This window comes from Gordonia ajococcus (genome assembly GCF_012974285.1).
Classification (GTDB): Bacteria; Actinomycetota; Actinomycetes; order Mycobacteriales; family Mycobacteriaceae; genus Gordonia; species Gordonia amicalis.
The window spans coordinates 494,828-521,047 of the sequence record NZ_CP052884.1; the positions used below are offsets into that span (position 1 = coordinate 494,828).

A 26,220-nucleotide genomic window follows, 5' to 3' on the forward strand; every position below is an offset into this window, starting at 1 on the left:
TAGTCTGGTCGGATGCCGATCGACGTGATGATGCCCTTCTACGGCGACGTCGCGCAGTTCCGCGAGGCCGTGACCAGCGTGCTCGATCAGAGTGACCCGGACCTGCGGCTCGTGGTGGTCGACGACTGTTATCCCGACCCGACGCCGCGCGAATGGCTGGCCTCGCTGAACGACGCGCGCGTGCGCTACCTGCGCAACGACACCAACCTCGGCGTCAACGGGAACTTCCGACGCTGCGTCGAGCTCGTGACCGCCGACTGGTTCGTCGTCATGGGCTGCGACGACGTGATGCACGCCGACTACCTCGCGACCGTCCGCACGTTGACCCGGCATCACCCGGAAGCGTCGGTCATCGCGCCGGGCGTCGACGTCATCGACGAGAACGGTCGGACGGTGCGTCCGCTGGGGGACCGGATGAAGAGCGTCCTGGCCCCCTCGAACGCGACGGTGCTGTCCGGTGAACGCCTAGCGACCAGCCTGTACCACGGCAATTGGACGTACTTTCCGTCGTTGCTGTGGCGGACCGCCGCGGTGCGGGAGGTCGGGTTCCGGCCCGGGCTGGAGATCGTCCTCGACCTCGCGCTTCTCGTCGACCTCGCCGCCGACGACGGATCACTCGTCTACGACCCCGAAGTCGTCTTCTCCTACCGCCGCCACAGTGGGTCGGTGAGTTCGGTGCAAGCCGTCGACGGACGTCGCTTCGACGAGGAGAACCGCTTCTTCGCCGCCGAGGCGGAACGGTGCGCGGCTCGCGGTTGGCCAAGAGCGGCCAGGGCAGCGCGCTTACACGCGACGTCGCGGCTCAATCGCCTGCAAGCGCGGGTGGGGGCGGCGGCAGGCAAGGTTTCGACGGGGCTCAACCGGCGATAGGCCGCCGCAGCACCCCGACCATGTGCACGACGAGCCCCACCAGCGGGCCGACGACGAGCGCGACGCACGTTCTGACCTCGACGTCGGCCGGGATCAGCAGCAACCCGACGGCGACGAGGGTGGCGACCCACCAGCCCGTGGCGTACCAGCGGTGGGCACCTGCGGCGATCGCGGCCGCACCGGTGACGGTCAACAGGGCGAGGCAGGTGGCGCCGGCGGTGAGCAATGCGACGACGATGCCGTCGAGGTCGAAGTCGGCGCCGAAGACCGACCGGAGCAGCCAGGGCCCGACCAGCCACGCGGCCACGATCCCAACCCCGCCGACGATGCCGACGATGCCGAGCGGGGCGGCCAGCGCCGCGAGCCGTCGGTCACGGTGATCGACGAAGCGCGAGATCAGCACGCCCTGGAAGCTGTTGAGCGGCACCAGCAGCGGTGCACGCGTGAGGGTCACCGCCAGAATCAGTGCGCCGATCACCCGGGCCTCGTCGGCGCCGGGGGTACCGCGCAGGTTGGCGGTCAGGTTGATCAGCACGGGGAAGCCCATGACGAGAACGGCACTCGCGGTGGCGGCGGCCATCGCGGTGAGGGTGTTGGTCGTGAGCCGGCGCGGGGGTACGTCTCCGCCGATCCCGACCGCGCGTCGGGCAGCGGGGGACCCGACCAGCAGCAGGCACCACGACACCGAACCGATGACGGTGACGATCAGGAAGGCCGTCGTGCCCCAGCCGGCGGCCACCGCGATGACGGCACCGGCCAGGCGGATCAGTGCGTCGACCGACAGCAGCACCGCGAACGACGACCAGCTCAGCATCCCGGACAGCGCGCCGCACAAGTGCGCGTACACCGCGAAGCTCGCCACCCCGATCGCCAGCAATGCCACCGACAGCCGGCGTTCGTCGGTGAACACCGCGCCGCTCCACAGCGGTGACGTCGCGGCCACCAGTACGGCGAGACCGGCGCCGATCCCGATGTTCACGACCAGCGGCCGCGACCGGGCCGCACCACCGGATGCGGCGCGCACCGCGCGCGTCGTCTCCTGCAGCTGACCGTTCTGTGCACCGGTGACGAGACCGTAGGCCGCCCAGAACACCGCGAAGACGCCGTACCCGATCGCACCGAGGTGACGTGCGGCAAGCAGCAGCACCAGATAGCCCGACGCGGCGGCGATGAGCGTCGCGACGGTGACGCGTCCCAGCGAACGCGCGTCGGTGTCGATTTCTCCGGCCGCGCCGGAAGGCGTCTCCGGCGTCGGTGCCGGCACGTCCGTCATCGGATCCTCAGGACGGACTGGGGAACGGCGGCAGTTCCGGGGTGAACAGCCAGGCGTCCCACAGGTCCTTGAGCGGCATCGACGAGTGGTTGGCGGCGAGCGCCATGAAGTCTTCGGTCGTCACCGACCCGTAGCGGTACTTCTCGGTCCAGCGCTGCAGAAGCGCGAAGAAGTCGCCGTCGCCGATTCTCAGCCGCAAGGCGTGCAGGGTGAGGGCACCGCGTTTGTAGACCCAGTCGTCGAACATCTTGCGCGGGGTCGGGTCGGCCAGCGGCACCCGCACCGGGTTCGCATCGAGCTTCTCGTAGTAGTGGCGTGCCCATTCGTCGGCACTGCGACCGCCCGACCGCTGGCTCCACAGCCATTCGGCGTAGCAGGCGAATCCCTCGTGCAGCCAGATGTCGCGCCAGCGTGCCGCGGTCACCGAATTGCCGAACCACTGGTGGGCGAGCTCGTGGGCGATGAGACGGTCGGCGTCCCGGCTGCCGTCGCAGTGGTTCGCGCCGAACGTCGAGAAGGTCTGTGCCTCGATGGGGATTTCGAGCTCGTCGTCGGTGACGACGACGGTGTACTGCGGGAACGGATACGGTCCGAACATCTCGACGAACACCGAGATCATCTCCGTCTGCGGGCCGAAATCGATCCCGAAGTTCTCCTCGAGGCGGGACGGGATGAGGCCGATCACGGGAAAAGGCTTGCTGGTCAACGAAATCTGCTTGTACTGGCCGATCTGGATGGACGCGAGGTAGGTCGGCATCGGCTCCACCTGCTGATAGACCCAGGTGGTCTGCGCAGCGCGGACCCGCTTGGACTCCAGTACGCCGTTGGCGAGTGCGTGGTACGGGCTGTCGGTGGTGATCGAGATCCGGTACGGCGCTTTGGCACTCGGATGGTCGTCGCACGGGAACCACGACGCCGCGCCGTTGGGTTGGTTGGCGCAGAGTGAGCCGTCGGTCAGTTCTTCCCAGCCGACCTCACCCCAGGGGCCACGGATCGGCCGGGGGTTGCCGTGATAGCGGACGGTGATCGTCATCGCCCCGCCGGGTGGCACCGGGGTGTCGGGGGTGATGGTCAGCTTGTGGCGTCGATGGCTGTACCGGGCGCGCTTGTCGTTCACCGAGACCCGCTGTACCGACATCGAGCTGGCGAGATCGAGTGTGAAGCGACTGAGTTCCCGATGTGACGTCGCGGTCAGGACCGCGGTGCCCTCGAGACGGTTGCTCGACACCTTGTACTCGAGTTCGAGGTCGTAGCGCGAGATCCGGAAGCCGAGATTTCCGTTGTCCGGCAGGTAGGGATCGAGGACGTCGGACGGTGCACCCAGGAAGGGCTCCCCGGCGTGCCCCCGTGACCCAGGGCCAGACTTTCCCGGCACTCTCGACTCCTACTCCGTTCTGCCGTATGGCATGTTCGCCCGCCTGCTGCCGGCCGCGTCATCGGGCGCCGACGATGCGGTTCCTTTGGTCACGGTGCGGTTACGGTTGATGACTCGATTTCGGCGTATCACCCGCGACGAGGTCTCGTCGTCGCGGACACTGTGAGAGTACCTGGCGGCGGGGAACCAGGCCCGTCCGACGATGCGAGGAGCAGCATTATGACCGGATTCGGCAGTGTCGCGCAGTTTCTCGCGCGACTGATACTCGGCATCATCTTCATCGCCCACGGCTGGCAGAAGCTGGTGACACAGGGGATGGACGCCACCAAGGTGGCCTTTGGTCCGGCCGGCATGGACGTGCCCTATCCGGATCTGGCCGCGTACTACGCGACCTGGGTGGAACTGGTCGGCGGCATCCTGTTGATCCTGGGCCTCCTGCTGCCCATCGTCGCCACGTTGCTGATCGCGGAGATGATCGGCGGGATCGTCTTCGTTCATTGGGATGCGGGATTCTGGAACACCGACGGTGGTTACGAATGGCCGCTGGCCTTGATCGCCGGACTGCTGGCGGTGGGATTCACCTCGGCCGGACGCGCAGCCGCGGACAGCTACCTCCTGCGGCGACGCCGCCGACGGACCGAGGTGGTCTGAGACGTCGACGATAGACAGGATCGCCACTTCCGTGCAGCTGCGCCGGCCCGAACAGCACGGCTGGGCGGGAGTGGCGAGATTCTGCGATCCGTCAGGCGATCGCGAAGCCGTCGATGGTGGCCGAGCTCCGTGACGCCGTGTCCGTGTCGGCCAGTTCGGCCACCAGACGCGAGATCACGGTCCGTTCCTCGTCGGCGTGGTGGAGCCCCACCCCGTCGATGACGCCGGGGGTGAGGATCGCCAGGGGGTCGGTGTCGTGCCGGTGGATCACCGCGGCACCGAGAAGGCGCTGTGCCTGACCGGGATCGACGTCCCAGAGGGCATCGGCGGTCATGAGGTAGAGGCGGATGGCCGGCGGATAATCGTGGAGGTTCACGAGTGCCCAGGCCCAGTGTTTGGCGACGTCGACGGTGTCGGCCTCCCCGCGACCGTGGGTCCGCACGTACTTGCCGTGCAACTCGCTGCAGAGGTAGTTGGCGTCCATCCACAACTGCAGCTGGGACATGCATCGGACGCAGTCGTGCAGATTGGACAGGTACTTCGTCGAGTACGGTCCTTCGCGTCGTGCTCTGACCTCGCGGAGCACGGAGAACGCGGCCAGCGCGTGCTCGTATTCGCCCGCGGCGAGGAGGGCTTCGGCCTCGGCCTGCAATTCCTCGATCATCTTCGACATTCTCGCCGATCCCACGGACGGTCACCGGCGCTTTGCCCGAACTGGGACCACCCGAGGTCACGTGTACCGGACAAGTCCGCGGAACTCTGGCACACGCCCCGTTCGGCTGGCATCGTGGCAAGGGTGAAGGACGATATCGGCAGCACCCCGGAAGGCTCCGACGGCGAGTTCAGCCTCGACCAGGACGACCAGCTCCAGCCGGAGGACACCCTGGTCGACCGCGGCGTCGACGACGTCCTCGACGAGGGCTACTCGCCACCCGACTACCCGCCCAAGGCGGCGATCCACGGACTCACGGTCCGCGAGCAGGCGGAGGGGGAGACCCTCGACGAGCGGCTGGCCGAGGAGGAGCCCGACGTCGGTGCGGTCGATCCGCTCGACGAGATCACTGCCGACGAGCACGCCCGAACCGATTGGCGTGCGCACGATTCCGATCGCAGCGACGAGTTCGACGAAGGTGACGAGGTCGGTGACCGGCGGGCCGGCCGGCTGATCGCTCCGGACGAGGGATCGGGGATCGACACGGAGGCCGAAGCAGTGGCTGCGGATGCGGGTATCGACGGCGCCGCGGCCTCGGCCGAGGAGGCCGCGGTGCACTACATCTCGGATCAGGAGTAGTTCGGCTACTCGGCCGGCGGAGCTTCCCCGAACTGCGCGAGTGTGGCGACGATCTTGTCGCGGATCGCGCTGTCGTCGAGTCCGAGACCGGTGAGCGCACCGGCCACCGGATCGTCGGCGAACAGCCCGAGCAACAGGTGTTCGGTGCCGACGTAGTTGTGACCGAGGTCGACGGCGATGCCGACGGTCGCCTCCAGGACCGCCTTGGCGGCGGCGCCGTAGGGCACGACGGACGATGCCTCGGCATACGGGACGTCCCGCGGCGCCGGGACGAGTTGTGCCACGGCATCGGCGAACGCATCGGGGTCGACGCCGAACTCCCGCAGCACGACGAAGACGAGGGCCTGCGGCTCGGCGGTCATGGCAGCTGCCACGTGGGCGGGGGTCACGTACTCGGCTCGATCGGCGGCCGCCGCACCGTTGGCCGCCATCAGGACGTTCGCCGCGCGGGGCGTGAACCGCGAGAACGGGTTCGACTCGCCGGCCAGGCCGCCGTCGGTGCCGCCGGCGGCCGACACCCGGTCGACGAACCGCTTCTGGGCGGCCTGCTTGCTGACGCCCATGCTGGCCCCGATCGCAGTCCACGAAGCGCCCGAGCGGCGCGCCTGGTCGACGAAATGGCCGATCAGACTGTCGGCGACCTCGTCGAGATGAGCCGCGGCCAGTACCGCGTCGGACAGCTGGTCGAGGGGGTCGTCGTGCACCTTGCGGATCGCTGCGATGAGGTCGTCCAGCCGAATGGGAACAGCGTTCTTCGTCATGCGTCAACCGTAGGTTGACGGCCGAACTTCGTCAACCCTTGGTTGACGATCGATCATTCGGCGAATCGGGGGCAAGGCCGGCCATCGTTGACACGGATGCAAACCGTCGTGACGATGGATGCGGAGATCCGCCGAAGACGCCGCCGCACTCCACCGCCTTTGCCACGGGAGGTTTTCCAGTGAGCATCACCGAACCCACCGTCCGCCCGGACCCGAGATCAGATCCCGAGTCTCCGGTTGCCCGGCCTCCGGGTATCGCCACGGCGGACGGTCCCGACACCGTCCGACGGTTTCTCGAGGTGCGGTCGCTGACCGATGCTCTCGCCGAACGACTCTCACCCGAGGACCAGACGCCGCAGTCGATGACCGAGGCGAGTCCCGCGAAATGGCATCGGGCGCACGTCACCTGGTTCTTCGAGGAGTTCATCCTCCGTCGGAACCCGGACTACGTCGTGTACGACGAGACCTTCCGGTACCTGTTCAACAGCTACTACGAAACGGTGGGAGAACGACATCCGCGCCCCGATCGCGGTCTCGTCACGCGACCGGGCGTACGCGACGTGACGCGTTATCGCGAGCACGTCGACGCGGCGATGGTCGAGGCTCTCGAGGCCGGGCGATTCGACGACGCGGCGCTCGAATTGCTCGAGCTCGGCTGCAACCACGAACAGCAGCACCAGGAGTTGCTGCTGATGGACATCAAGCACCTGTTCTCGACGCATGCGTTCGGACCGGTCTACGTCGACCGGGATCCCGACGTGCCCGGGCGGTCCGCGCCGCTCGGCTGGCGGGAGTTCTCCGGTGGGGTGCACGAGATCGGCGCTGTCGGAAGTGGATTCTCCTACGACAACGAGGGCCCCCGCCACCGGGTCCACCTCGAGGACTTCGCGGTGTCCGATCGGCTGGTGACCAACGCCGACTGGCTGGAGTTCATGGCCGACGACGGATATCGGCGTCACGAGTACTGGCTCTCCGACGGGTGGGCGAAGATCCACGAAACCGGTTGGCAGGCACCGAGTTACTGGCGTGAAGAGGACGGCCGGTGGACCACCTTCACCCTGTCCGGACGCCGCCCCGTCGTGCCCGACGAGCCGGTGACCCACGTGTCCTTCTACGAAGCCGACGCCTACGCCCGCTGGGCCGGCGCCCGACTGCCCACCGAATTCGAATGGGAGGTCGCGGCCGGAACACTCGGCGACGCGCGGGGCGGGCTTCTCGATCCCGGCCGATGTCACCCCGGCCGGGCAGGCTCCGCGATGGTCGGTGACGTGTGGGAGTGGACGGCGAGCGCGTATCTGCCCTACCCGGGATTCGTCCCGGCGAACGGGGCCGTCGGTGAGTACAACGGAAAGTTCATGTCCGACCAGCACGTCCTGCGTGGCGCGAGCGCGGTGACGCCGCCGGGGCATGAGCGGATCACCTACCGCAATTTCTTTCCCGCTGCGTCGCGGTGGGTGTTCTCGGGACTGCGGCTCGCTCGATGACTCCCGAGCGCGAGGCGCAGCCCAGGACATCCGAGCGCGACGACACGCGTACCGAAGTCGACGAGGCGACGACAGGACTTGCCGCGGACGCGCTTTCGGGTCTGTGGCAGGACCCGCCGACGCTGCCGACCAAGTGGCTCTACGATGAGCGCGGAAGCCGACTCTTCGATGAGATCACCCGGCTTCCCGAGTACTATCCGACGCGTCGCGAGACCGCGATCCTGCGTGAGCATTCGGCCGACATCGTGGCGGCCACGGATGCCGAGGTGATGGTCGAATTGGGTTCGGGCACCTCCACCAAGACCAGGTTGCTGCTCGACGCGTTCAGTGCCGCCACCCCCGACTCCGAGCAGTTCACCTACATTCCCGTGGATGTCAGCTCCGAGATGCTCACGACCACAGCCGATGTGCTGGCCGCCGACTATCCGGGCGTCGAGGTCGTCCCGTTGGTCGCGGACTTCACCGAACCCGACCTCCATCTCCCCGACGCCGACGGCGCCCGCCTCGCGGTGTTCCTCGGTGGCACCATCGGGAACTTCGATCCCGAGGCGCGGCGCGAGTTCTATCAGGGTCTGGCGAAGGCGCTCTCGCCCGGCGACTTCTTCCTGCTCGGTACCGACCTCGTCAAGGACACCGGCCGACTCGTGGCCGCCTATGACGACAAGGCGGGCGTCACAGCCGATTTCAACCGCAACCTCATCGAGGTCCTGCGGACGGGACTGGATGCCCGCGGACTGTATGCGGACGACTTCGAACACATCGCGCGCTGGAACCCGGGCGAACATCGCATCGAGATGTGGTTGCGTGCCCGGCGGGACATCGACGCCTACTTCGGCGTCCTCGGACGTTCGTGGAAGCTGGCCGCCGGCACCGAGATCCACACCGAGATCAGCACCAAATTCGAACCGCAGGCGCTGCGTGTCGAACTCGAGGAGGCCGGATTCGACGTCGCGTCGGCGTGGACGGATCCGGCCGGCGATTTCCAGCTCACGCTGGGTCGTCGCTGAGGAAAGCCGACGCCGCGTATGCGGAGTGGGTGGTGGAACATGCCGTACCCGGGAAAGTGCCATTTCTGAACTCGCTGAAGAAATCCACCGAGAAGATTACAGTAGAAGAACTGTAGGCATTTCCCGTCCTGAAACAGCGAACGGGACACAGGGCGGTTGTGCCTGTCGGGGAGGCTGTTTCGTCAGAGTCCGCGAGTGTCGAAGGGGAAATGTCATGGCAGGGCGAGCTGATCTTCGGGTACGGATTGTTCTATGTTTTTCCGCGATCATCGCCGCAGTCGGCCTTCAGGTTGCTGCACCGGCAAACGCCACGATCAGTCGGGTGGATATCGATCCAGCCGGCTCGGGGGAACTCTATCGCGTCGGATGTGAGTACGAAGCCGAGGCCTTCTACTGGCCGCCTTATCGCATCAAGGTCTACTTCGAGGTCCGCGATGTGGGCAACAAGGGACCATGGCGAGCACTCCAGACAGCAGAGCAGGGCGATACCTGGGCCACTGCCATGTGGACACCACAGCGAGTGGGGGTCTTTCAGATCCGCGCGAGGCAGGATGGGTCCGTCAAGCACACCGAACTGCTCCGTGTCGCCGGCCGAGGAACTGTCATCGACAACCTGAGCGACGGCGTCTGCTTGCACGTGCCCTACTGACGCGACACGCGTTTGCCGGAGCGTAGGAGTCGTGCTCCGCGATCGCTGATTCGGCAGGCGATTCCCAGCGCGCCTGCACGCGGCGATGAGAGAGGGCCCGACCGGTTCATACCGAGTCCGCATCTGCCGCGTTGTCGCCGAGCAGTTGGCGCACCCGAGGGATCACTCGGGTGCCATAGAGTTCGATGCTGCGCATCTGCTCGGCATGGCCCAGGGTGCCGTGGGAGTACTTCATGTCGAAACGACTCAGCCCGAGCGCCTTCGACGTCGAGGCGATCTTGCGTGCGACGGTCTCCGGCGACCCGACGAACAGCGCACCGTCGGGGCCCGTCGACCGCTCGAAGTCGATCCGGGTGGGCGGCGGCCATCCCCGTTCGCGTCCGATCCGCGCCACGTACCCGCGGTAGTGCGGCCACAACTCGTCGCGTGCCTGTGCGTCGGTGTCGGCGACATGGCCCGGGCAGTGCACGCCGACCGGAAGTACGTCCTGCTCCATCTCGGCGAGCGCACGGTGGTAGAGGTCGACGTAGGGGCGGAAGCGCACCGGGTCACCGCCGATGATGGCGAGCATCAGCGGAAGCCCGTACGACGCTGCGCGTACCACGGATTCGGGGCTGCCGCCCACCGCGATCCAGGTGGGCAGCGGCGGGCTCTCGAGCTGCGGGTACACCGGCTGAGCACGCAAGGGGCCCCGCGTCGAGCCGGACCAGGTGACCGGCTTGCCGGTGCGCAGTTCGGCGAAGAGCGCGAGCTTGTCGGTGAACAGTTCCTCGTAGTCGGAGAGGTCGTAATCGAAGAGCGGGAACGACTCGGTGAACGAACCGCGGCCGAGGATCACCTCGGCACGGCCCGAGGAAAGCGCGTCGACGGTCGAGAACCGCTGGAACACGCGGATGGGATCGTCCGAGCTCAGCACGGTCACGGCCGAGCCGAGGCGGATGCGGCTGGTGCGGGCGGCGATGGCGCCGAGCACCACCTCGGGTGCGGATACGGAGTAGTCGGAGCGGTGATGCTCACCGACACCGAGGAAGTCGACGCCGACCTCGTCGGCCAGGATCGCCTGCTCGAGTACGTCCCGCAGGGTCTGTGCGTCCGATCGCGGAGTGCCATCGGGCTCGGCGGTGATGTCGCCGAAGGTGTCCAAGCCCAACTCGAGTTCATGCGTGGCCGTGTGTGATTCCATCTCGTCTCTCTTTTGTCGGTTCGTGGCACAACTTCGTATAAGTGGCAAATGGTGCATGCCTGGGGGACGTGCTACTACTTCTCACGGCCACTTTGGCCTGACAGCGCGATGCCGAGGGTATGGCTGTGACATGCTTCTATTCGTCAGGGGACCATTCGGCATGGTCCTTTTCTTCTAGAAACGGGAGACCTTCAATGTGGGACTCATTCTGGGATTTCATCTGGTACACAGTCGTCATCTTCGCGTTCGTCGCGTACCTGATCGTCCTGTGGCACATCATCACCGATCTGTTCCGTGACAAGAAGGCATCGGGCTGGCAGAAGGCCGCCTGGGTGGTCTTCCTGATCATCTTCCCGTACATTACGGCCATCGTGTACCTGCTCGCGAAGGGCAAGGGCATGGCCGAGCGTCAGCGCGAGGCCTACACGGAGGCCAAGCAGGCCTCCGACGAGTACATCAAGTCGGTTGCGGGAACCTCTCCGACCCAGCAGATCACCGAGGCGAAGGCTCTCCTGGACTCCGGTGCCATCACCCCGCAGGAGTTCGAACACCTCAAGTCGAAGGCACTCGGCGGAGCTGCCTGAGTCACCATGCGGTCGGTGAAAATGGCCTGACGACGACCTGGAGCCGCGGTGATCGGATACCTCTGTAAACGCATCGCGGCCTGGGCTGTCCTCGTCTTCATCGCAACCAATCTGACCTACTTCCTGGCCACTTGGTTTCTCGACCCCCGATCCAACTACGCGATCCGGCGACCTCCGTTGCCGGAGAGCGTCGTCGACGCCACGCTGTCCTCCCACAACCTCAACGACAAGACCCCGCTGGTCGAACGTTGGTGGAACTGGCTGACGGGCGTGGTGTTGCACTGGGATTGGGGGTCGACTCCCGTGGGCGAGAGCGTCAACGCCGAGATCGGCTTCCGCCTGGTCTCCTCGGTGCAGCTCCTGGCCGCCGCCACCATCATCTCCACCCTTCTCGGCATAGCCCTGGGCGTCTACACCGCCCTCCGGCAGTACAAGCTCGCCGACCGTGCCTGGCAGTTCATCTCGATCGCGATGATCAACCTGCCGGTTCCCGTTGTCGGCCTGGGGATCGTGCTGGCCGCCATCTCACTCAACCAATCCCTCGGCCACAGCGTGGTATTCGTCTCCGGGGCGTCCAGCGTGGGTGTCGAGGGGTTCATCCCGGTGCTGCTGGATCGCATTCAACACCTCATCCTGCCGACCATCACCCTGGTCGTGATCCAGTATGCGGGACTGCATCTCCTGCAGCGGTCGATGGTGCTCGACACCATCAACGCCGACTACGTACGAACCGCACGTGCCAAGGGACTCACCCGCGGCGTGGCGGTTCGACGACATGCGTTGCGCACGGCCATCATCCCGGTGGCCGTCGGTATCGCCTTCGCGATCCCGGCGGTGTTCACCGGCGCGGTCCTCACCGAGACCATCTTCGGCTGGGAGGGGATGGGCCGGTACTTCGTCACCTCGATCAACACCAACGACATCCACGGTGTCGTCGCGGTCGCCGCATTCGGTGCGCTGGCGACCGCGGTCGGTGCGATCCTCGCCGACCTCGCCGTCGTCTATCTCGATCCGAGAGTGCGGGTGAGCTGAGATGGCGATGATGCCACCCGAACCGCGCGGACCGCAGTCCGGGCACCTCGATGCCACCGCCCCGATCATGGGCGAGACCGGCGGTCTCCTCGACGAGTCGGACACCGCGTCGGCGCCGCTGGCGAGGCGTCGTGCCGGCCGGGTCGTGATCTTCGCCAAACGATACGCGCGCAACCGTTCCGCGGTGCTGGGCCTGGTCATGTTCGTCCTGCTCGTCTTCTTCGCTGTGTTCGGCGGGCTGTTCACCGCCTACACCTACACCGACACCGATTTCCTGGCCATCGGCTTCCCGCCGTCGACGCAAGGAGCAGAGGGCGCCCACTGGTTCGGCACCAACGACGCCGGCAACGACCTGTATGCGCAAGTGGTGCACGGACTCCAGCGCTCGCTGACGATCGCGCTGACCGTGTCGATCGGGACGACCGCGATCGCCGCGTTCCTCGGCGGGATCGCGGCCTATTTCGGCGGTTGGGTACAGCGCGTCATCCTGGGTGTCGTCTACCTGCTGCTCGTGGTGCCCACGTTCCTCATCCTCGCCCTGGTCTCGAACAGCACCGGTGGCGACTGGCGGTGGCTGATCGTCGTGCTCATCGCATTCGGCTGGATGATGCTCGCGCGCGTGATCCACTCGCTGGCGGTGACCATCCGGGAGCGCGACTACGTCACCGCGGCAAAGTATCTGGGGGTGTCCCCGCCGGCGATCATCCTGCGGCACATCCTGCCCAACATCGCGTCGTTGCTGGTGATCAACTTCGCACTCGGCGTGGTGGCGGCCGTGCTCGCCGAGACGGGTCTGTCGTTCCTCGGATTCGGGGTCAAGATCCCCGACGTCACCCTGGGCTCGCTCCTGCAGGCGGGTGCCGGGACCCTCGCCGCGTCACCGTGGCTGTTCTGGTTCCCCGCCGCCGTGCTGGCGCTCCTGACGGTGTCGATGGCGCTCATCGCCGACGGTCTGCGCGACGCCTTCGACCCGACGTCGAGTGGAGGTACCCGCCGATGACGAGCCGGTCCGACGCGGTGCTGACGGTCCGTGACCTGAGAGTGGATTTCGGCAGCGAGGCCGGGATCGTCGACGCCGTCCGCGGTCTCGACCTCGACCTGCGACCCGGCCGAACCACGGCCATCGTCGGCGAATCGGGATCGGGGAAATCGGTGTCGGCACTGGCGGTTCTGGGACTGCTGCCGGACTCCGCGCACGTCAGCGGATCGGTCGTCCTACGGGACCGGGAGCTGATCGGGTTGTCGGACAAGCAGATGTCGGCGGTCCGGGGTTCGGAGATCGCGATGGTCTTCCAGGACCCGTTGTCGTCGCTGACCCCGGTGTTCACGGTGGGTGCGCAGATCTCCGAGGCGCTGCGGGCGCACCAGTCGGTCACCGCCAAGGCGGCCTGGGCGCGGTCGGTCGAGCTGCTCGACCTGGTCGGCATCGCTGATCCGGGACGCCGCGCGAAGGCTTTTCCGCACGAGTTGTCCGGCGGGATGCGTCAGCGTGTGATGATCGCGATGGCGATCGCCAACGACCCGTCGGTGATCATCGCCGACGAACCGACCACCGCCCTGGACGTGACCATCCAGGCCCAGATCCTCGACCTGCTCGCCACCGCGCGCCGGGAGACCGGTGCCGCGATGCTGTTGATCACGCACGATCTCGGCGTCGTCGCGGGCCATGCCGACGACGTCGTGGTCATGTATGCCGGCCGGTCGGTGGAGACCGCCGACGTCGACACGCTCTTCGGCGGGCCGCGCATGCCGTACACCATCGGGTTGCTGGGGGCCGTGCCGCGCGTGGACCGGCGGACCGACGCGTTGATCCCGATCCCGGGGTCGCCACCGGTCCTCATCGACGTACAGGACCGATGTCAGTTCATGCCACGGTGTCCCGTCGCGCTCGACGACTGCGGTCGGACCGAGCCGGCCCTGGCGGAGCTGAGCGGCGACCACCGGGTGGCCTGCGTCCGCGCGCGGGAGATCGATGCCGACGGCCGGATCGACGGTGAGCCGGTGTTCCCGCTGCCCGACGTGCCGGTGACATCGGTGGCCGCAATCGAGCGGGTCGAGCGGCCGACCGTCCTCGACGTGGTGGACATGACGAAGGTCTTCCCGCTGACCAGCGGTTTCCTCAAGCGGCGAGTGGGATCGGTGCGGGCGGTCAACGGCATCAGCTTCGACATCCGACGCGGCGAGTCGATGGCACTCGTCGGGGAATCGGGTAGTGGCAAGTCGACGACCCTGCTGGAGATCATGGACTTCGCGCAGCCGAAGGGTGTCGTGCGGATCGGCGGGGTGGATCCGGCGGCGGTCCGCGCGCGGGAGGCGCGCGCGCTGCGGCAGCGGGCGTCGATCGTCTTCCAGGATCCGTCGGACGCGCTCGACCCGAGGTTCACCGCCTTCGACCTCATCGCCGAACCGCTTCGGGCACTGGGAATCCCGAAGGCGGAGGCGGAGGAGAAGGTGACGCGCCTGATGCGACGGGTCGGGCTCGACCCTGTTCACGCCGACCGTTTCCCCGCCGCCTTCTCCGGCGGTCAGAGACAACGGATCGCCATCGCGCGGGCACTGGCCACCGACCCCGACTTGATCATCCTCGACGAACCGCTGTCGGCACTCGACGTCTCGGTGCAGGCGGACGTCGTCAATCTGATCCGGCGACTGCAGGCCGACGGTGATGTCGCCTATCTGGTTGTCGCACACGATCTCTCCGTGGTGCGACATCTCGCCGACCGCACCGCGGTGATGTACCTGGGGGCGATCGTGGAGGCCGGACCCACCGAGGCGGTCTTCGCCGAACCCGCCCATCCCTACACCCGAGCGCTGCTGTCGGCGGTGCCGATTCCCGACCCGCGCGTCGAACGCGAACGGCGGCGGATCGTCCTGACCGGCGAACAACCGAGCGCGACAGACGAGATCGTCGGGTGCAGCTTCACGAGTCGTTGTCCGTTGCACGCGCAGCTCGACGACGAACGTCGCGAGCGGTGCCGCACCGTCGTTCCCCGGCTACGGCCGGCGGACCACGATGGTGTTGTTCGCGGCGACCACCGAGCGGCATGCCACTTCCTGGAGGTGGAGCAGTGAGGCGCTGGTCGCGGTTCATCACCGCGGTGCTCCTGACCATCGCCTGCGTGACCGGTTGCGGCGCAGCGGTCGACAGCGGTGCGGTGAAGACCGAGGGTGCCTCGCTCAATCCGCAACCCCGGGAGAACCTCGAGGACGGCGGCAGCCTCACGACGGCCATCACCGAGGTGTCGCCCCAGTGGAACACCTTCCACGCAGATGCCAGCGCCTACACGTTGAGTCTGTGGCGCTGGTACAACCCGGTACTGGCCTACTTCTCGCCCGACGGACGGTACTCGCCGAACCCCGACTACCTCACCGGAGTCCGTACCGAGACCGTCGGCCGGAACACGGTGGTCACCTACACGATCAACCCGAAGGCGTTCTTCAACGACGGCACGCCGATCGATTACCGCGCCTTCGTCGAGACGTGGCGCACCAGTCGGGGTGTCGACGACCGCTACATCGTCAGTTCCACCGACGGGTACAGCCAGATCGCCTCGGTCACCCGCGGTGTCGACGACCGCGAGGTCATCGTGCGCTTCGACGGCGTCTACGCCTGGCCCGACGGCTTGTTCAACGTCGTGCTCCATCCGAAGGCCACCTCGCCCGAGGTGTACAACGAAGGCTATGTACGGCAACCGCATCCGGAATGGGGTGCAGGACCGTACACGGTCTCCTCGTATGACGCCGACAACGGGACCGTCGTCTTCGAACGCAATCCGAAGTGGTGGGGGAGGCCCGGAAAACTCGACCGGCGGATCTTCCGGCAGATGGAGTCGCAGGCGGCGCTCAATGCTTTCCAGAACGGCGAGATCGACGCGACCGGGGTGGCGGCCAAGGACGCGCGTGCACGGGTGCTCACGATGAACGGCATCGACATCCGGACCGCTGCGTCGCCGCAGCAGGCGCTGCTCGTACTGAATCTCGATGCGCCGATACTGTCCGACCGCGTCGTCCGAGAGGCGGTGTTCGCCGCGATCGACCGGCAGACCCTGGCGCGCATCCGGTTCACCGGTTTGAACTACACCGAGGAACTCCCCGGTTCGCTGTCGTTGTACCCCTTCCAGCCGGGGTATGAGGACAACCTCGCGGGGGTGGTGTCCTACGACCCGGGCAAGGCGGCGGCGCTGCTGGAGGAAGCCGGGTGGCGTGAGGGCGGGGACGGCATCCGCGAGAAGAACGGCAAACGGCTGTCGCTGGTGTTGCCCAACGTCGGCGACGACGCAACCGGCGCCAACCTGTCACGGGCGCTCCAGGCGATCCTGGGCAAGGTCGGCGTCGATCTCGTGGTGCAACAACGTCCCTCGTCGGACTTCTCCGCCGTCGTGGTGAACAAGGAGTTCGACCTGTTCATGATGGGCTTCTCCTCGAGCGATCCGTTCGGCATGGCCTACTTCTGCCAGGTGTGGTGCAGCGACTCGCAGTTCAACCCCGCCGGGGCCGGCACTCCCCAACTCGATGCACAGATCAGGGCGATGACACGGATCGGCGACCCGATGGCCCAGATCGCGGCCGGGAACAAGGTCGAGCGCGAGGCATTCGCCCAGTACTCGAACCTCCCGCTCTTCAACGGTCCGGCGATGGTCGCGGTGAAAGAAGATCTCGCCAATTACGGTGCGGGACAGTTCTACGTCGGTCCGATCGAGGACATCGGCTGGGAGAAGTAGGGTCGCCCATCGACCTCGACGGTGGCGGGCGACGCTTCAGCGGTTGGGGCCCACCCGCCACAGCGGGTTCACCGGGCCGTGGCCGGCGCCGAGCGGATAAGCTGCGGCGAGTCCGCGGGTGACCCACTCCTTCGCGAACGCGACGGCGTCGGGCACCGAGTACCCGTGTGCCAGAGCGCAGGTGATCGCGGCGGCGAGGGTGTCGCCGGCCCCGTGGTCGTGGGTCGTGTCGATGCGCTCGTGGTTGAGCTCGATGAACTCCGCACCGTCGTAGAGCAGGTCGGGGGAGTGGTCGCTGGAGCGCAGGTGTCCACCCTTGACCAGGGCCCAGGCGGGCCCGAGATCGAACAATGCTTTTGCCGCATCACGCTGGGAATCGGTGTCGACGACGTCGACCCCGGTGATGAGCCGGACCTCGTCGAGGTTCGGGGTCACCACCGTCGCGAGAGGGAACAGCTTGTCGCGCAGAGTGTCCAGGGCGGAATCCGCGAGTAGCTGGTTCCCGTGCATCGAAGCACATACCGGGTCGACGACGAGCGGTGTCGACGTGTCGCGACCGATACCGCTGTCTGTGCACTGGGCGACGACCGCGTCGATGATCGGCGCCGACGCCAGCATGCCGGTCTTGGCGGCGCCGATCCCGATGTCGTCGGCGACCGTGCGGATCTGGGCGGACACGGTCTCCGGTGCGATCTCCTGAAAGCCGCTGACGCCCAGTGAATTCTGCACGGTCACCGCGGTCACCGCGACGCAACCGTGCAGGCCGAGCAGCGCGAAGGTGCGCATGTCGGCCTGGATGCCGGCGCCGCCACCGGAATCCGATCCGGCGATGGTCATCACGCGGACCGGCGTCTCACCCGGTGCCGCGACGGGCAGCAATTCGAGGTCCCCGTGGCCTTGCGGTGGCTGGCCGGTCACGCGGAACCGCCTCGACTGGCCTCGAGGGGCAGGTACACGCGGTTGCCGCCCTCGGCGAACTCGGCCGACTTCGCGGCCATGCCCTCGGCGATCTTGCGGTCGATGTCCTCGGCGGTCACCAGGTTGTTCTCCTCCGCGTAGGCGCGCACGTCGGCGGAGATCCGCATCGAGCAGAACTTGGGACCACACATCGAGCAGAAGTGAGCTGTCTTCGCGGGTTCGGCCGGCAGGGTCTCGTCGTGGTACTCGCGGGCGGTGTCCGGGTCGAGGGCGAGGTTGAACTGGTCGATCCAGCGGAACTCGAAGCGCGCCTTGCTCAATGCGTCATCACGTTCCTGTGCCCGGGGATGCCCCTTCGCGAGGTCTGCGGAGTGGGCCGCGATCTTGTACGTGATGACGCCGACCTTCACGTCGTCGCGGTCGGGCAGCCCGAGATGCTCCTTGGGCGTCACGTAACAGAGCATCGCCGTTCCCGCCTGGGCGATCATCGCCGCACCGATCGCGGAGGTGATGTGGTCGTAGGCGGGTGCGATGTCGGTGGCCAGGGGACCCAGTGTGTAGAAGGGTGCCTCTTCGCAGAGTTCTTCCTCCAGGCGCACGTTCTCGGCGATCTTGTGCATCGGGATGTGTCCGGGTCCCTCGATCATCACCTGCACGCCATGGGATTTGGCGATGGTGGTGAGTTCGCCGAGGGTGCGCAGTTCGGCGAACTGGGCTTCGTCGTTGGCGTCCGCGATCGACCCCGGCCGTAGTCCGTCGCCGAGGGAGAAGGTGATGTCGTAGCGGCGGAAGATCTCGCACAGTTCGTCGAAGTGCGTGTACAGGAACGACTCCTCGTGGTGAGCCAGACACCAGGCGGCCATGATCGAACCGCCTCGGGAGACGATTCCGGTGACCCGCCGGGCGGTCAGCGGCACGTAGCGGAGCAGGACCCCGGCGTGCACCGTCATGTAGTCGACTCCCTGCTCTGCCTGCTCGATCACGGTGTCGCGGTAGATCTCCCACGTCAAGGCGACCGGATCGCCGTTCACCTTCTCGAGTGCCTGATAGATGGGCACGGTGCCGACCGGTACGGGGGAGTTGCGCAGGATCCACTCGCGCGTGGTGTGGATGTCGGCGCCGGTCGAGAGGTCCATGATCGTGTCGGCGCCCCAACGCGTGGCCCACACCATCTTCTCGACCTCGTCGGCGATCGAGCTGCGCACCGCCGAATTCCCGATGTTCGCATTGATTTTCACCGCGAACCGCTTGCCGATGATCATCGGCTCCGATTCGGGGTGACGATGGTTGGCCGGGATCACCGCGCGACCGATGGCCACCTCGGAGCGGACGAGTTCGGCGTCGACGCCCTCACGCGCGGCGATGAACCGCATCTCGTCGGTGATGATCCCCGCTCGTGCCCACGCGAGCTGGGTGCTCGCGCCGTCGATCGGTTCCGGGCGGTGCCACGAGTCGCGGGTCTTCGGCAGTCCGCGCTCCACATCGATCTCGGTTTCGGTGTCCGTGTACGGACCCGAGGTGTCGTAGACGTCGAGGTGTTCGCCGTTGGTGAGGTGGATCCGACGCTGCGGTACGCGGAGATGATCGACGGCGAGGTAGTGCTTGGAACTGCCCTCGATCGGTCCCGTGGTCAGTCCGCCGTCTTCGAAGGTTGCAGTGGTGGGTGTGGTGGATACACGTGTGCCCATGATGGTCTCCCTACGCCGGCATTACCCGGACAGGTTCGAGCGGTCGGCGACCGCCCGTCGCCATCTCAGCCCTCGGTCATCGTGAGAGCCCCCGCGGTGTGTAGTTGTGTTGCGCTCGCCACCATACAACGTCCGCGGAGCAGCCACCCGATGCCAGGCAGATCGAGACCCTTTCTCAGCAGTTACGGATCCGTAAGGTAGGGTGTGACCCTAGTCACAGGGGGCCGAACGTCAAGAAGTGGCGTGATGCCGGTGACCCGCAGACGGTGACGACATGAGGAGGTGTAGGTGCTACGCAAGAACCGGCATCGACCGCCGCAATCGGCGAGGTCCATCCTGCAGCAGATCGCTCAGGTGGTGCACAATCCCGACCGCGAACGGTTCGAACTCTGGGTTGCGGGCGATCTCGTCGGCGTACTCGGCTATTCGATGGAGACCGTCGACGGCCAGACGACCATCACCGTTCTGCACACCGTGCTCTACGACGAGTACACCGGCCACGGGCTTGCGACGCGTCTCACCCGGACGGTCATCCATTTCGCCCGTGAACACAACGCGCGGATCCGGCCGGTGTGTTCGTTCACCAAGGACTACCTCGACCATCACCCGGGAATCGTGGAGCTCGCGCCCGTGTGAGGTTTCGACAGGCTCAACCAGCGGGAAGGGCGGCTCAACCAGCGGGAAGGGCGGCTCAACCGGCTCATCCCGCCAGCAGCGTCGTACGCAGGACCTTCTTGTCGATCTTGCCGACGGCGGTGACGGGCAGGGACCGCACGATGCGGACCACGTCGGGGAGCTTGAACGACGCGAGGCCGCGGTCGGCGAGGAACGTGCGGAGCGCGGCCAGTTCGAGCGGCTGGGCCGGCGGATGGTCGTGGGAGAGCACGACCGCGGCGCAGATCTTCTCACCTAGCGCATCGTCGGGCAGCCCGACCACCGCGACCTGTCGCACCGACGGGTGTGCGAGCAGGTTCTCCTCGACGTCGTCGGCAGCGACGTTCTCGCCGGCCCGGACGACGGTGTCCTTGATGCGGCCGGTCACCGACAGGTGTCCGGAGGGCAGGCGGGTCACCTTGTCCCCCGATCGGTAGAAGCCGTCGGGGGTGAAGGACTTCTCGTTGTGGGCGTCCGCCCGGTAGTACCCGCGGATCGTGTACGGGCCGCGCACCAGCAGTTCGCCCTCTTCGCCGTCGGGAACGTCGGCGCCCTGGTCGTCGACGACGCGCACCTCGTCGAACTCGGACATCGGTGAACCCTGCACCTCGTGGACGAGATCGCGCGGTTCGTCCGGCCGGGTGTAGCAGATGAGCCCCTCGGCCATGCCGAACACCTGCTGGACCACGTCGCCGAGCGCCTCGTCGAGCGCGACGGCGTCGGGGTGGGCCAGCTTGGCGCCGCCGACCTGGAGGAGTCGCAGGGAGCTGATGTCCGCGGGTTCCCACTCGGTCGCCGCGCACCACAGCTGCGCGAGGGCGGGGACCAGCGCGGTCACCGTGACGCGGTGGCGTTCGATGAGGTCGAAGGTGTGGTCGGGGCTGGGGTTGTCGGTGAAGACGACGTGGCCGCCGACGCCGAGGACGCCGAGGATGCCCGGGCAGCACAGCGGGAAGTTGTGGGCCGCGGGCAGCGCGACCAGGTACGTGTCGTCGGCCGTCAGGTTCGCGACGTCGCTCGACAGTCGCGCATTGAGGTCGTAGTCGTCGTGGGTGCGCGCGATCAGTTTGGGCAGACCGGTGGTGCCGCCCGAGACCAGGAACAGCGCCGGGAGACCGGGATCCGGCGGGGACGGGAGGTCGACCGCGGCGGGGTCCGTATCCGGTGCGGCCCGGAACGGACCGGGATCGCCGGAGATGAACACGTGCTCGACGTCCGGGACGCGGGATTGCAGCTCGGTGGCGAGATCCCGGAAGTCGAAGCCGCGCCGTCCGTCCTCGCCGATGTAGGCGACGGCCCCGGCGCCGGCCGCGAGGTGGGCGATCTCGGTGATCCGGTGGGCGGGCAGGGTCATCACCGGGGCGATGCCCGCGCGGAGCAGACCGAACAGGTTCACGACGAAGTCGAGGGAGTTGTTCTGCTGCAGGACGACGCGTTGTCCGGGCCGGAGTCCGGCCTCGACGAAACCTGCCGCACGACGCAGCGAGGCGGCACGCAGGTCGGAGTAGCTGAGCGTCCGCGGTCCGTCGGTCGACGCATCGGTGACGGCCGGCGCCTCGGGGATGCGATCGGCACTGGCGTCGAAGCTCGCGAACAGCGGGAGGCCGCGGAACAGTCCGGCGTCCCGGTAGCGCTCGGCCTGGACGTCGGCGTACGGGGTGAAACCGTCGAGCAGGTCGGTCACTCGGTCCAGATGCGTCTGCATGGGACCCATTCAAACACAGGCAGGATAGGGTAACCTTACCGATCGGTCGCTGATGTGAGCCACGCCATCGATCGTAGAGTTGTTTGCTTAGGCTGTCCTAATATCTCTAAGATCACTGGCGCTGCCGCCCACGACCGGAGGACAAGGACATGTCGCTGACGACCGATTCGCGAACCCCGACGCTCGACGCTGCGGGGCCCGGTCCGGCGACGCCGGTCAGCGACTCCGCTGCCGCCGAGATCTCGGCGGCCTGGGCGGGTTCGGGCGAGTTCGGCGACCACGTCGTCTACGAGCGCAACCGTCGCTGGACTTTCGCCGCGGGCGTCCGTGCGCGTGTGATCGTCACGCGCAGCGAGGTCATCGTCGACGACCGGGGGCGCCGGACGACCACTGCGTGGCACGGCGACCCGGCAGATGCTCTCGCCGCGGCGACGGAATCCCTGTCGATCGCCGACTGGCGTCTCTACGGCTGGGTCGGTTTCGACTTCTGCGCGCCGTACCACGGCATCCTCGACCGTGTTCCCGACGACACGGTCCTCGCGCATCTGATCGTTCCCGAGTTCGAGGCCTTCGTCGACGCGGATGGCGTGGACACCGGCACCGCCGATCCCGATCGAGCACGTCGTCTCCTCGAGATCGCCCTCACGGCAAGCGCTCCCGGCGAGTCGCGCCCGGTCGATGTGCGAGTCGACTCGGAGGACTACCGCAGTCGCGTCGCCACCGCCGTCGCCGAGATCGCCGCCGGACGCTATCAGAAGGTCATCCTCTCCCGCGTCGTCGACATCCCGTTCCCGGTCGACATCCCCGCCACCTACGCGCGGGGTCGCGCGGACAACACCCCGGCGCGTTCGTATCTGCTGTCGCTCGGTGATCTCGCGGCCGCCGGATTCAGTCCCGAGCTCGTGGTCGCGGTGCACGGCGACCGGACGGTGGTGACCGAACCTCTCGCGGGTACAAGGGCTTTCGGAATCTCGACCGAGCGTGATGCCGCCGCCCGCGCCGAGCTTCTGGGTGACGCCAAAGAGGTCGCCGAGCACGCGATGTCGGTTCGTGCCTGCTTCGACGAGATCGCGTCGATCTCGGCCGCGAGCACGACTGCGGTGAGCGAGTTCATGGAGGTGCGTGAGCGGGGCAGCGTCCAGCACCTGGCCTCCACCGTGAAGGGCACTCTCGCTGACGGCGAAACATCTTGGCGCGCACTCGAAGTCGTTTTCCCATCGATCACCGCTTCGGGGGTTCCGAAGACCCCGGCCGTCGAGGCCATCGACCGGCTCGAGTCCCGGCGTCGCGGCCCGTATTCCGGTGCGATACTCGTCGCGTCGTCGTCGGGGGAGCTCGAGGCGACCCTCGCACTGCGTACCGTCTTCGCGACCGGGGGCAAAGCGTGGCTGCGCGCCGGTGCCGGCATCGTCGCGCAGTCGACACCTGAGCGCGAGTTCGAGGAGACCTGTGAGAAATTGGGCAGCGTCGCGCCCTATGTCATCCCACGCTGACCACCCGTTACATCCGACCCAACACCATCGTCACCTCAGGAGTGATCACATGTCCGACAACATCACCGAAGCGCTACAAGGAATCCTCGCCGAGGACCTCGACCTCGCGCTCGGCGACGTCACCCGCGAGTCGAGGCTGATCGACGACCTGGGGCTCGACTCGGTGGCATTCGCCATCGGTGTCGTGGCGATCGAGGAGCGTCTCGGCGTGAAGCTCACCGAACGTGAACTCGTCGAATCCACGACGGTCGGAGATCTCGAAGACCTGGTCCGCTCGAAGGCCGGAACACCGGCCTAGGGGGTGTGGGGGATGAGTGTGGACACCGGAGTGCAGACGTTCGAAGAGTTGCTCGACGACGCGTTCGACGAGAAGGTCACCGCGTGGACGGCGCAGGCCGAGAGGGATCATCGATTTCCCCGTCCGTTGCTCGAACATCTCGGCGAGGCAGGGGTTTTCACCCGGAAGTGGGAGGATCGCAAGCTCACCGACCTCCATGACCACTTCGCCTTGGGCCGTCGTCTCGGATCGCTGGGCTCGGCCGCGATCGGCGTCGGTGTCAGCCTGCACGATTCGGCGATCGCCATCCTCCGACGCTTCGGCCGCAACGACTTCCTGAAAGATCTCGCGTACCGGGCGATGACCACCGACGCCGTCCTGTGCATCGGCGCCTCGGAGGAGCAGGGCGGGTCGGACCTGCAGAACTCGGAGACGCGGATCTTCGGCGAGAACGGCGGATACCGCGTCGTGGGGAACAAGAAGTTCGTCTCGCTGTCGCCGATCGCCGACTACATGTTCGTCGTGTGTCGTGGCGTCGAGGACGGCCCCGACGCCGGAGGCAACGTCGCGCTCGCCGCGGTGCCGGTCGACCAGGTCCGCGTCGGCGCGCCGTATCAGAAGCTGGGTGCCGGACCGCTCGACACCGCCCCGGTCGCCATCGACACGTGGATCCCCGAGGAGGCGCTGATCGCCCGCCCGGGCACGGGTCTGGCGATCATCAGCTGGGGCCTTGCACACGAACGCTATTCGGTCGCCGCGCAGATCGCGGCCGCCTGTGAGGTGATGCTCGGCGTGACGCTCGCCCGCATGATGGAGCGTACCCAGTTCGGCAAGAAGCTCTACGACCATCAGGCACTCCGCCTGCGTCTTGCGGACCTGCAGGCCCGCGTGGATGTGCTGAGCTACTCGCTCGACGGCGTCGCCGCCGGGGGCAGGATCAACCTCCGGACCGCGGCGGCACTCAAGGCGACCGCGGCGAACCTGGGCGAAGAGGTCGCCTCGGAATGCCTGCACATCTTCGGCGGTATCGGTTACCTCGAGACCGAGACCCCGATCGGACGCTGGTGGCGCGACATGAAACTCGCGCGCGTCGGTGGCGGTACCGACGAGGTGCTGTGGGAACTGGTCGCCGCGGCCATGAAACCCGACACCGAGCGTTACCAGCAGCACTTCTCCGGTTCTCTCACCCAGGCGCCCTGAGCGTCCTTCATCCAGGCGGTCATCGATGAACAGCACAGTCACTTCCCCGGCCGACGCTCGCGTCACCGAGCTCGCACCCCCGGACCACACCTACCTGCACATGGACACCGACAGCCGGCCCATGCACTGGTCGATGATCCTCGAACTCGAGACGGGTGGAACGCTTCTCGGCCTCGACGAGGTCCGTGCCCGGGTGCGTGAACGGGGCCGGCTGTTCGAGATCTTCCGGCTGGGTGTCAAGAACGGCCGCTGGCGCAAGCCCGAGGTGGTGCTCGCCGACGAGAACTGGGATGCGGGCGAACACGTCTCGGAACTCGGCTTCACCGATCGCGAGCACCTGCAGCGTCGTGTCTCCAAGCTCCTGGAGACGCCGTTGCCGCGTCCGCGTCCGTTCTGGGACATCACGCTGTTCACACCCTCTGCGGGCGCCGAGGGCGTGCGTCAGTGGGTGTTGCTCCGCGTGCATCACAGCATCTCCGACGGCATCGCCGGTGCGGCCTTCGCGGCATTGCTCGCCGACGGTGAGCGCGAGGACCTCGCCGAGTTCGAGCGGTTCGCCACGAGTCCCCGGTTCCACATCAGCGGTATCGACCCGGAGAAGCTGGGCGAGGCCAAGGCGGCGTTCAACGATCAGCACGCCGCCGGTGGTGGCAAGAAGCGCGCCTGGCCGAGCCTGACGAAGTCGGGGCGTCGTGAACATGCGCTGTTCGGCACGTCGACCCGCGCTCTTCGTAAAGCGGCCAAGGCCAACGGTTCCAGCGTGCACGAGTTCGTCCTCGGGGCCATCGGCCGGGCCCTCAGCCTCGATCCGCCGGCGTCGCCGCCGGCGGAGGTCCTCCGCGTGACGCTTCCGGTGACCCTCGACGAGGAGTTCCGGCACACCGGCAACGCGGTGTCCGTGGCGCTGCTCAACCTGCCCGGCAACGAGACCGACCTGTCGCAGCAGATCGAACGGGCTCGTGGTGAGCTGGCCACGATCGCGCAACGGCGGCCCGAACTCTATCTCGCAGCGGCGGACGACCTCCCGCGCGCGCCGCTGTGGGGCCTGCAGCGCGCCATCGTGAACGCCTCGATGGCGCACATGCACCCGGACATCCACATCGGCATCAACCCCGGCTTCTCGAGGGTGCGGTCGGTGCTGGGCAGGTCGATCGTGAGCCTCACCCCGCTGTCGCCGCTGGCCGGCTACTCCTTCTCGGTGACGGTCCTCATCCTCGGCACCACGACGAGTTTCGGCATCGTCACCGATGCGGAGGCACTGCCCGACTACGCGGAGAAGTTCGTCACGACATTCGACAAGGTGCTGAACGAGGCCCTAACGCCCGAGTGACAGTGAAGCTAGCTTAGGCTTGCCTAGTAATCCCGGTGGAAATCGGGAACGATGCAGTACGTGGTGACGCCGAT

The 26,220-nt window shown here is 67.1% G+C and carries 24 protein-coding genes and 1 riboswitch; of the genes, 16 read left to right on the plus strand and 8 right to left on the minus strand.

Annotated elements, in window-relative coordinates; all coding sequences use genetic code 11:
• Window positions 1–12 precede the first annotated feature (12 nt).
• Window positions 13–870 carry a glycosyltransferase family 2 protein gene (locus GAA2_RS02225; RefSeq protein WP_024500294.1) on the plus strand — a complete coding sequence of 286 codons (858 nt, stop codon included), beginning with the start codon at window positions 13–15 and terminating at the stop codon, window positions 868–870.
• Here GAA2_RS02225 and GAA2_RS02230 read toward each other — a convergent pair.
• Together GAA2_RS02230 and GAA2_RS02235 are read right to left on the minus strand one after the other, a co-directional pair.
• A complete protein-coding gene (locus GAA2_RS02230) occupies window positions 857–2,143 on the minus strand; it encodes a hypothetical protein (RefSeq protein WP_024500293.1) in 1,287 nt (428 codons plus the stop codon). The two genes, GAA2_RS02225 and GAA2_RS02230, sit on opposite strands and share 14 nt — an antisense overlap.
• A 7-nt stretch (window positions 2,144–2,150) precedes the next feature.
• Window positions 2,151–3,518 (minus strand): M1 family metallopeptidase, encoded by a 1,368-nt coding sequence (locus tag GAA2_RS02235; protein ID WP_024500292.1) that lies wholly within the window; start codon window positions 3,516–3,518, stop codon window positions 2,151–2,153.
• A gap of 219 nt (window positions 3,519–3,737) precedes the next feature.
• Between GAA2_RS02235 and GAA2_RS02240 the strand changes: the two genes are divergently transcribed.
• A complete protein-coding gene (locus GAA2_RS02240; RefSeq protein WP_024500291.1) occupies window positions 3,738–4,169 on the plus strand; it encodes a DoxX family protein in 432 nt (143 codons plus the stop codon).
• Window positions 4,170–4,260: 91 nt separating this feature from the next.
• On the opposite strand, the gene GAA2_RS02245 is transcribed toward GAA2_RS02240, so the two are convergent.
• Window positions 4,261–4,833 carry a hypothetical protein gene (locus GAA2_RS02245; protein ID WP_024500290.1) on the minus strand — a complete coding sequence of 191 codons (573 nt, stop codon included), beginning with the start codon at window positions 4,831–4,833 and terminating at the stop codon, window positions 4,261–4,263.
• 132 nt (window positions 4,834–4,965) lie between these two features.
• Here GAA2_RS02245 and GAA2_RS02250 point away from each other — a divergent pair, with 132 nt between their 5' ends.
• Window positions 4,966–5,460, plus strand: coding sequence for a DUF5709 domain-containing protein (locus GAA2_RS02250; protein WP_024500289.1), 495 nt, complete (start codon window positions 4,966–4,968; stop codon window positions 5,458–5,460).
• A 5-nt stretch (window positions 5,461–5,465) separates the two neighbouring features.
• Here GAA2_RS02250 and GAA2_RS02255 read toward each other — a convergent pair whose 3' ends face one another.
• Complete coding sequence (locus GAA2_RS02255) at window positions 5,466–6,221, minus strand: Clp protease N-terminal domain-containing protein (RefSeq protein ID WP_024500288.1); 756 nt, start codon at window positions 6,219–6,221, stop codon at window positions 5,466–5,468.
• A 179-nt stretch (window positions 6,222–6,400) separates the two neighbouring features.
• On the opposite strand from GAA2_RS02255, the gene egtB reads away from it, so the two are divergent.
• The 3 genes from egtB to GAA2_RS02270 all read left to right on the plus strand — a co-directional run bounded on the left by egtB (window position 6,401) and on the right by GAA2_RS02270 (window position 9,361).
• Window positions 6,401–7,705 (plus strand): ergothioneine biosynthesis protein EgtB, encoded by a 1,305-nt coding sequence (egtB, locus tag GAA2_RS02260; protein WP_024500287.1) that lies wholly within the window; start codon window positions 6,401–6,403, stop codon window positions 7,703–7,705.
• A complete protein-coding gene (gene egtD, locus GAA2_RS02265; protein ID WP_024500286.1) occupies window positions 7,702–8,712 on the plus strand; it encodes an L-histidine N(alpha)-methyltransferase in 1,011 nt (336 codons plus the stop codon). The genes egtB and egtD overlap by 4 nt, the downstream gene beginning before the upstream one ends.
• Before the next feature lie 214 nt (window positions 8,713–8,926).
• A complete protein-coding gene (locus GAA2_RS02270) occupies window positions 8,927–9,361 on the plus strand; it encodes a hypothetical protein (RefSeq protein ID WP_152528565.1) in 435 nt (144 codons plus the stop codon).
• Window positions 9,362–9,467: 106 nt separating this feature from the next.
• Here the strand turns inward: GAA2_RS02270 and GAA2_RS02275 are convergent, their stop codons facing one another.
• Complete coding sequence (locus GAA2_RS02275) at window positions 9,468–10,544, minus strand: LLM class flavin-dependent oxidoreductase (RefSeq protein ID WP_024500284.1); 1,077 nt, start codon at window positions 10,542–10,544, stop codon at window positions 9,468–9,470.
• A 194-nt stretch (window positions 10,545–10,738) separates the two neighbouring features.
• On the opposite strand from GAA2_RS02275, the gene GAA2_RS02280 reads away from it, so the two are divergent.
• From GAA2_RS02280 to GAA2_RS02300, 5 genes are read left to right on the plus strand one after another with little or no spacing between them, the layout of a single operon-like run.
• Window positions 10,739–11,128, plus strand: coding sequence for an SHOCT domain-containing protein (locus GAA2_RS02280; RefSeq protein ID WP_024500283.1), 390 nt, complete (start codon window positions 10,739–10,741; stop codon window positions 11,126–11,128).
• A 48-nt stretch (window positions 11,129–11,176) separates the two neighbouring features.
• A complete protein-coding gene (locus GAA2_RS02285) occupies window positions 11,177–12,160 on the plus strand; it encodes an ABC transporter permease (protein WP_024500282.1) in 984 nt (327 codons plus the stop codon).
• A 1-nt stretch (window position 12,161) separates the two neighbouring features.
• Window positions 12,162–13,160 carry an ABC transporter permease gene (locus GAA2_RS02290; protein ID WP_024500281.1) on the plus strand — a complete coding sequence of 333 codons (999 nt, stop codon included), beginning with the start codon at window positions 12,162–12,164 and terminating at the stop codon, window positions 13,158–13,160.
• A complete protein-coding gene (locus GAA2_RS02295) occupies window positions 13,157–15,232 on the plus strand; it encodes an ABC transporter ATP-binding protein (protein ID WP_024500280.1) in 2,076 nt (691 codons plus the stop codon). The genes GAA2_RS02290 and GAA2_RS02295 overlap by 4 nt, the downstream gene beginning before the upstream one ends.
• The gene (locus tag GAA2_RS02300; protein WP_024500279.1) at window positions 15,229–16,881 is read left to right on the plus strand and encodes an ABC transporter family substrate-binding protein; all 1,653 of its coding nucleotides are present in this window, start codon (window positions 15,229–15,231) and stop codon (window positions 16,879–16,881) included. Before GAA2_RS02295 ends, GAA2_RS02300 begins: the two co-directional genes overlap by 4 nt.
• Before the next feature lie 36 nt (window positions 16,882–16,917).
• On the opposite strand, the gene thiD is transcribed toward GAA2_RS02300, so the two are convergent.
• Complete coding sequence (gene thiD, locus GAA2_RS02305) at window positions 16,918–17,718, minus strand: bifunctional hydroxymethylpyrimidine kinase/phosphomethylpyrimidine kinase (RefSeq protein WP_051349686.1); 801 nt, start codon at window positions 17,716–17,718, stop codon at window positions 16,918–16,920.
• A gap of 77 nt (window positions 17,719–17,795) precedes the next feature.
• Window positions 17,796–19,487: a phosphomethylpyrimidine synthase ThiC gene (gene thiC, locus GAA2_RS02310; RefSeq protein WP_024500277.1), complete on the minus strand. Its 1,692-nt coding sequence runs from the start codon at window positions 19,485–19,487 to the stop codon at window positions 17,796–17,798.
• Window positions 19,478–19,592: riboswitch (TPP riboswitch) on the minus strand. Its footprint overlaps the gene before it by 10 nt.
• 183 nt (window positions 19,593–19,775) lie before the next feature.
• Between thiC and GAA2_RS02315 the strand changes: the two genes are divergently transcribed.
• On the plus strand, window positions 19,776–20,123 hold the full coding sequence (locus GAA2_RS02315) for a GNAT family N-acetyltransferase (protein WP_006435014.1): 348 nt from the start codon (window positions 19,776–19,778) through the stop codon (window positions 20,121–20,123).
• Between the two features lie 64 nt (window positions 20,124–20,187).
• Here the strand turns inward: GAA2_RS02315 and GAA2_RS02320 are convergent, their stop codons facing one another.
• Window positions 20,188–21,846, minus strand: a complete 1,659-nt coding sequence (locus GAA2_RS02320; RefSeq protein ID WP_035760984.1) for a (2,3-dihydroxybenzoyl)adenylate synthase — start codon at window positions 21,844–21,846, stop codon at window positions 20,188–20,190.
• A 149-nt stretch (window positions 21,847–21,995) separates the two neighbouring features.
• On the opposite strand from GAA2_RS02320, the gene GAA2_RS02325 reads away from it, so the two are divergent.
• The 4 genes from GAA2_RS02325 to GAA2_RS02340 are packed head-to-tail and all read left to right on the plus strand — an operon-like array spanning window position 21,996 to window position 26,146.
• A complete protein-coding gene (locus GAA2_RS02325; RefSeq protein ID WP_024500276.1) occupies window positions 21,996–23,339 on the plus strand; it encodes a salicylate synthase in 1,344 nt (447 codons plus the stop codon).
• 49 nt (window positions 23,340–23,388) lie between these two features.
• Complete coding sequence (locus GAA2_RS02330; RefSeq protein ID WP_024500275.1) at window positions 23,389–23,637, plus strand: acyl carrier protein; 249 nt, start codon at window positions 23,389–23,391, stop codon at window positions 23,635–23,637.
• 12 nt (window positions 23,638–23,649) lie between these two features.
• Window positions 23,650–24,816 (plus strand): acyl-CoA dehydrogenase family protein, encoded by a 1,167-nt coding sequence (locus GAA2_RS02335; RefSeq protein ID WP_159404577.1) that lies wholly within the window; start codon window positions 23,650–23,652, stop codon window positions 24,814–24,816.
• Window positions 24,817–24,841: 25 nt separating this feature from the next.
• Window positions 24,842–26,146 carry a wax ester/triacylglycerol synthase domain-containing protein gene (locus GAA2_RS02340; protein WP_159404576.1) on the plus strand — a complete coding sequence of 435 codons (1,305 nt, stop codon included), beginning with the start codon at window positions 24,842–24,844 and terminating at the stop codon, window positions 26,144–26,146.
• Window positions 26,147–26,220 lie beyond the last annotated feature (74 nt).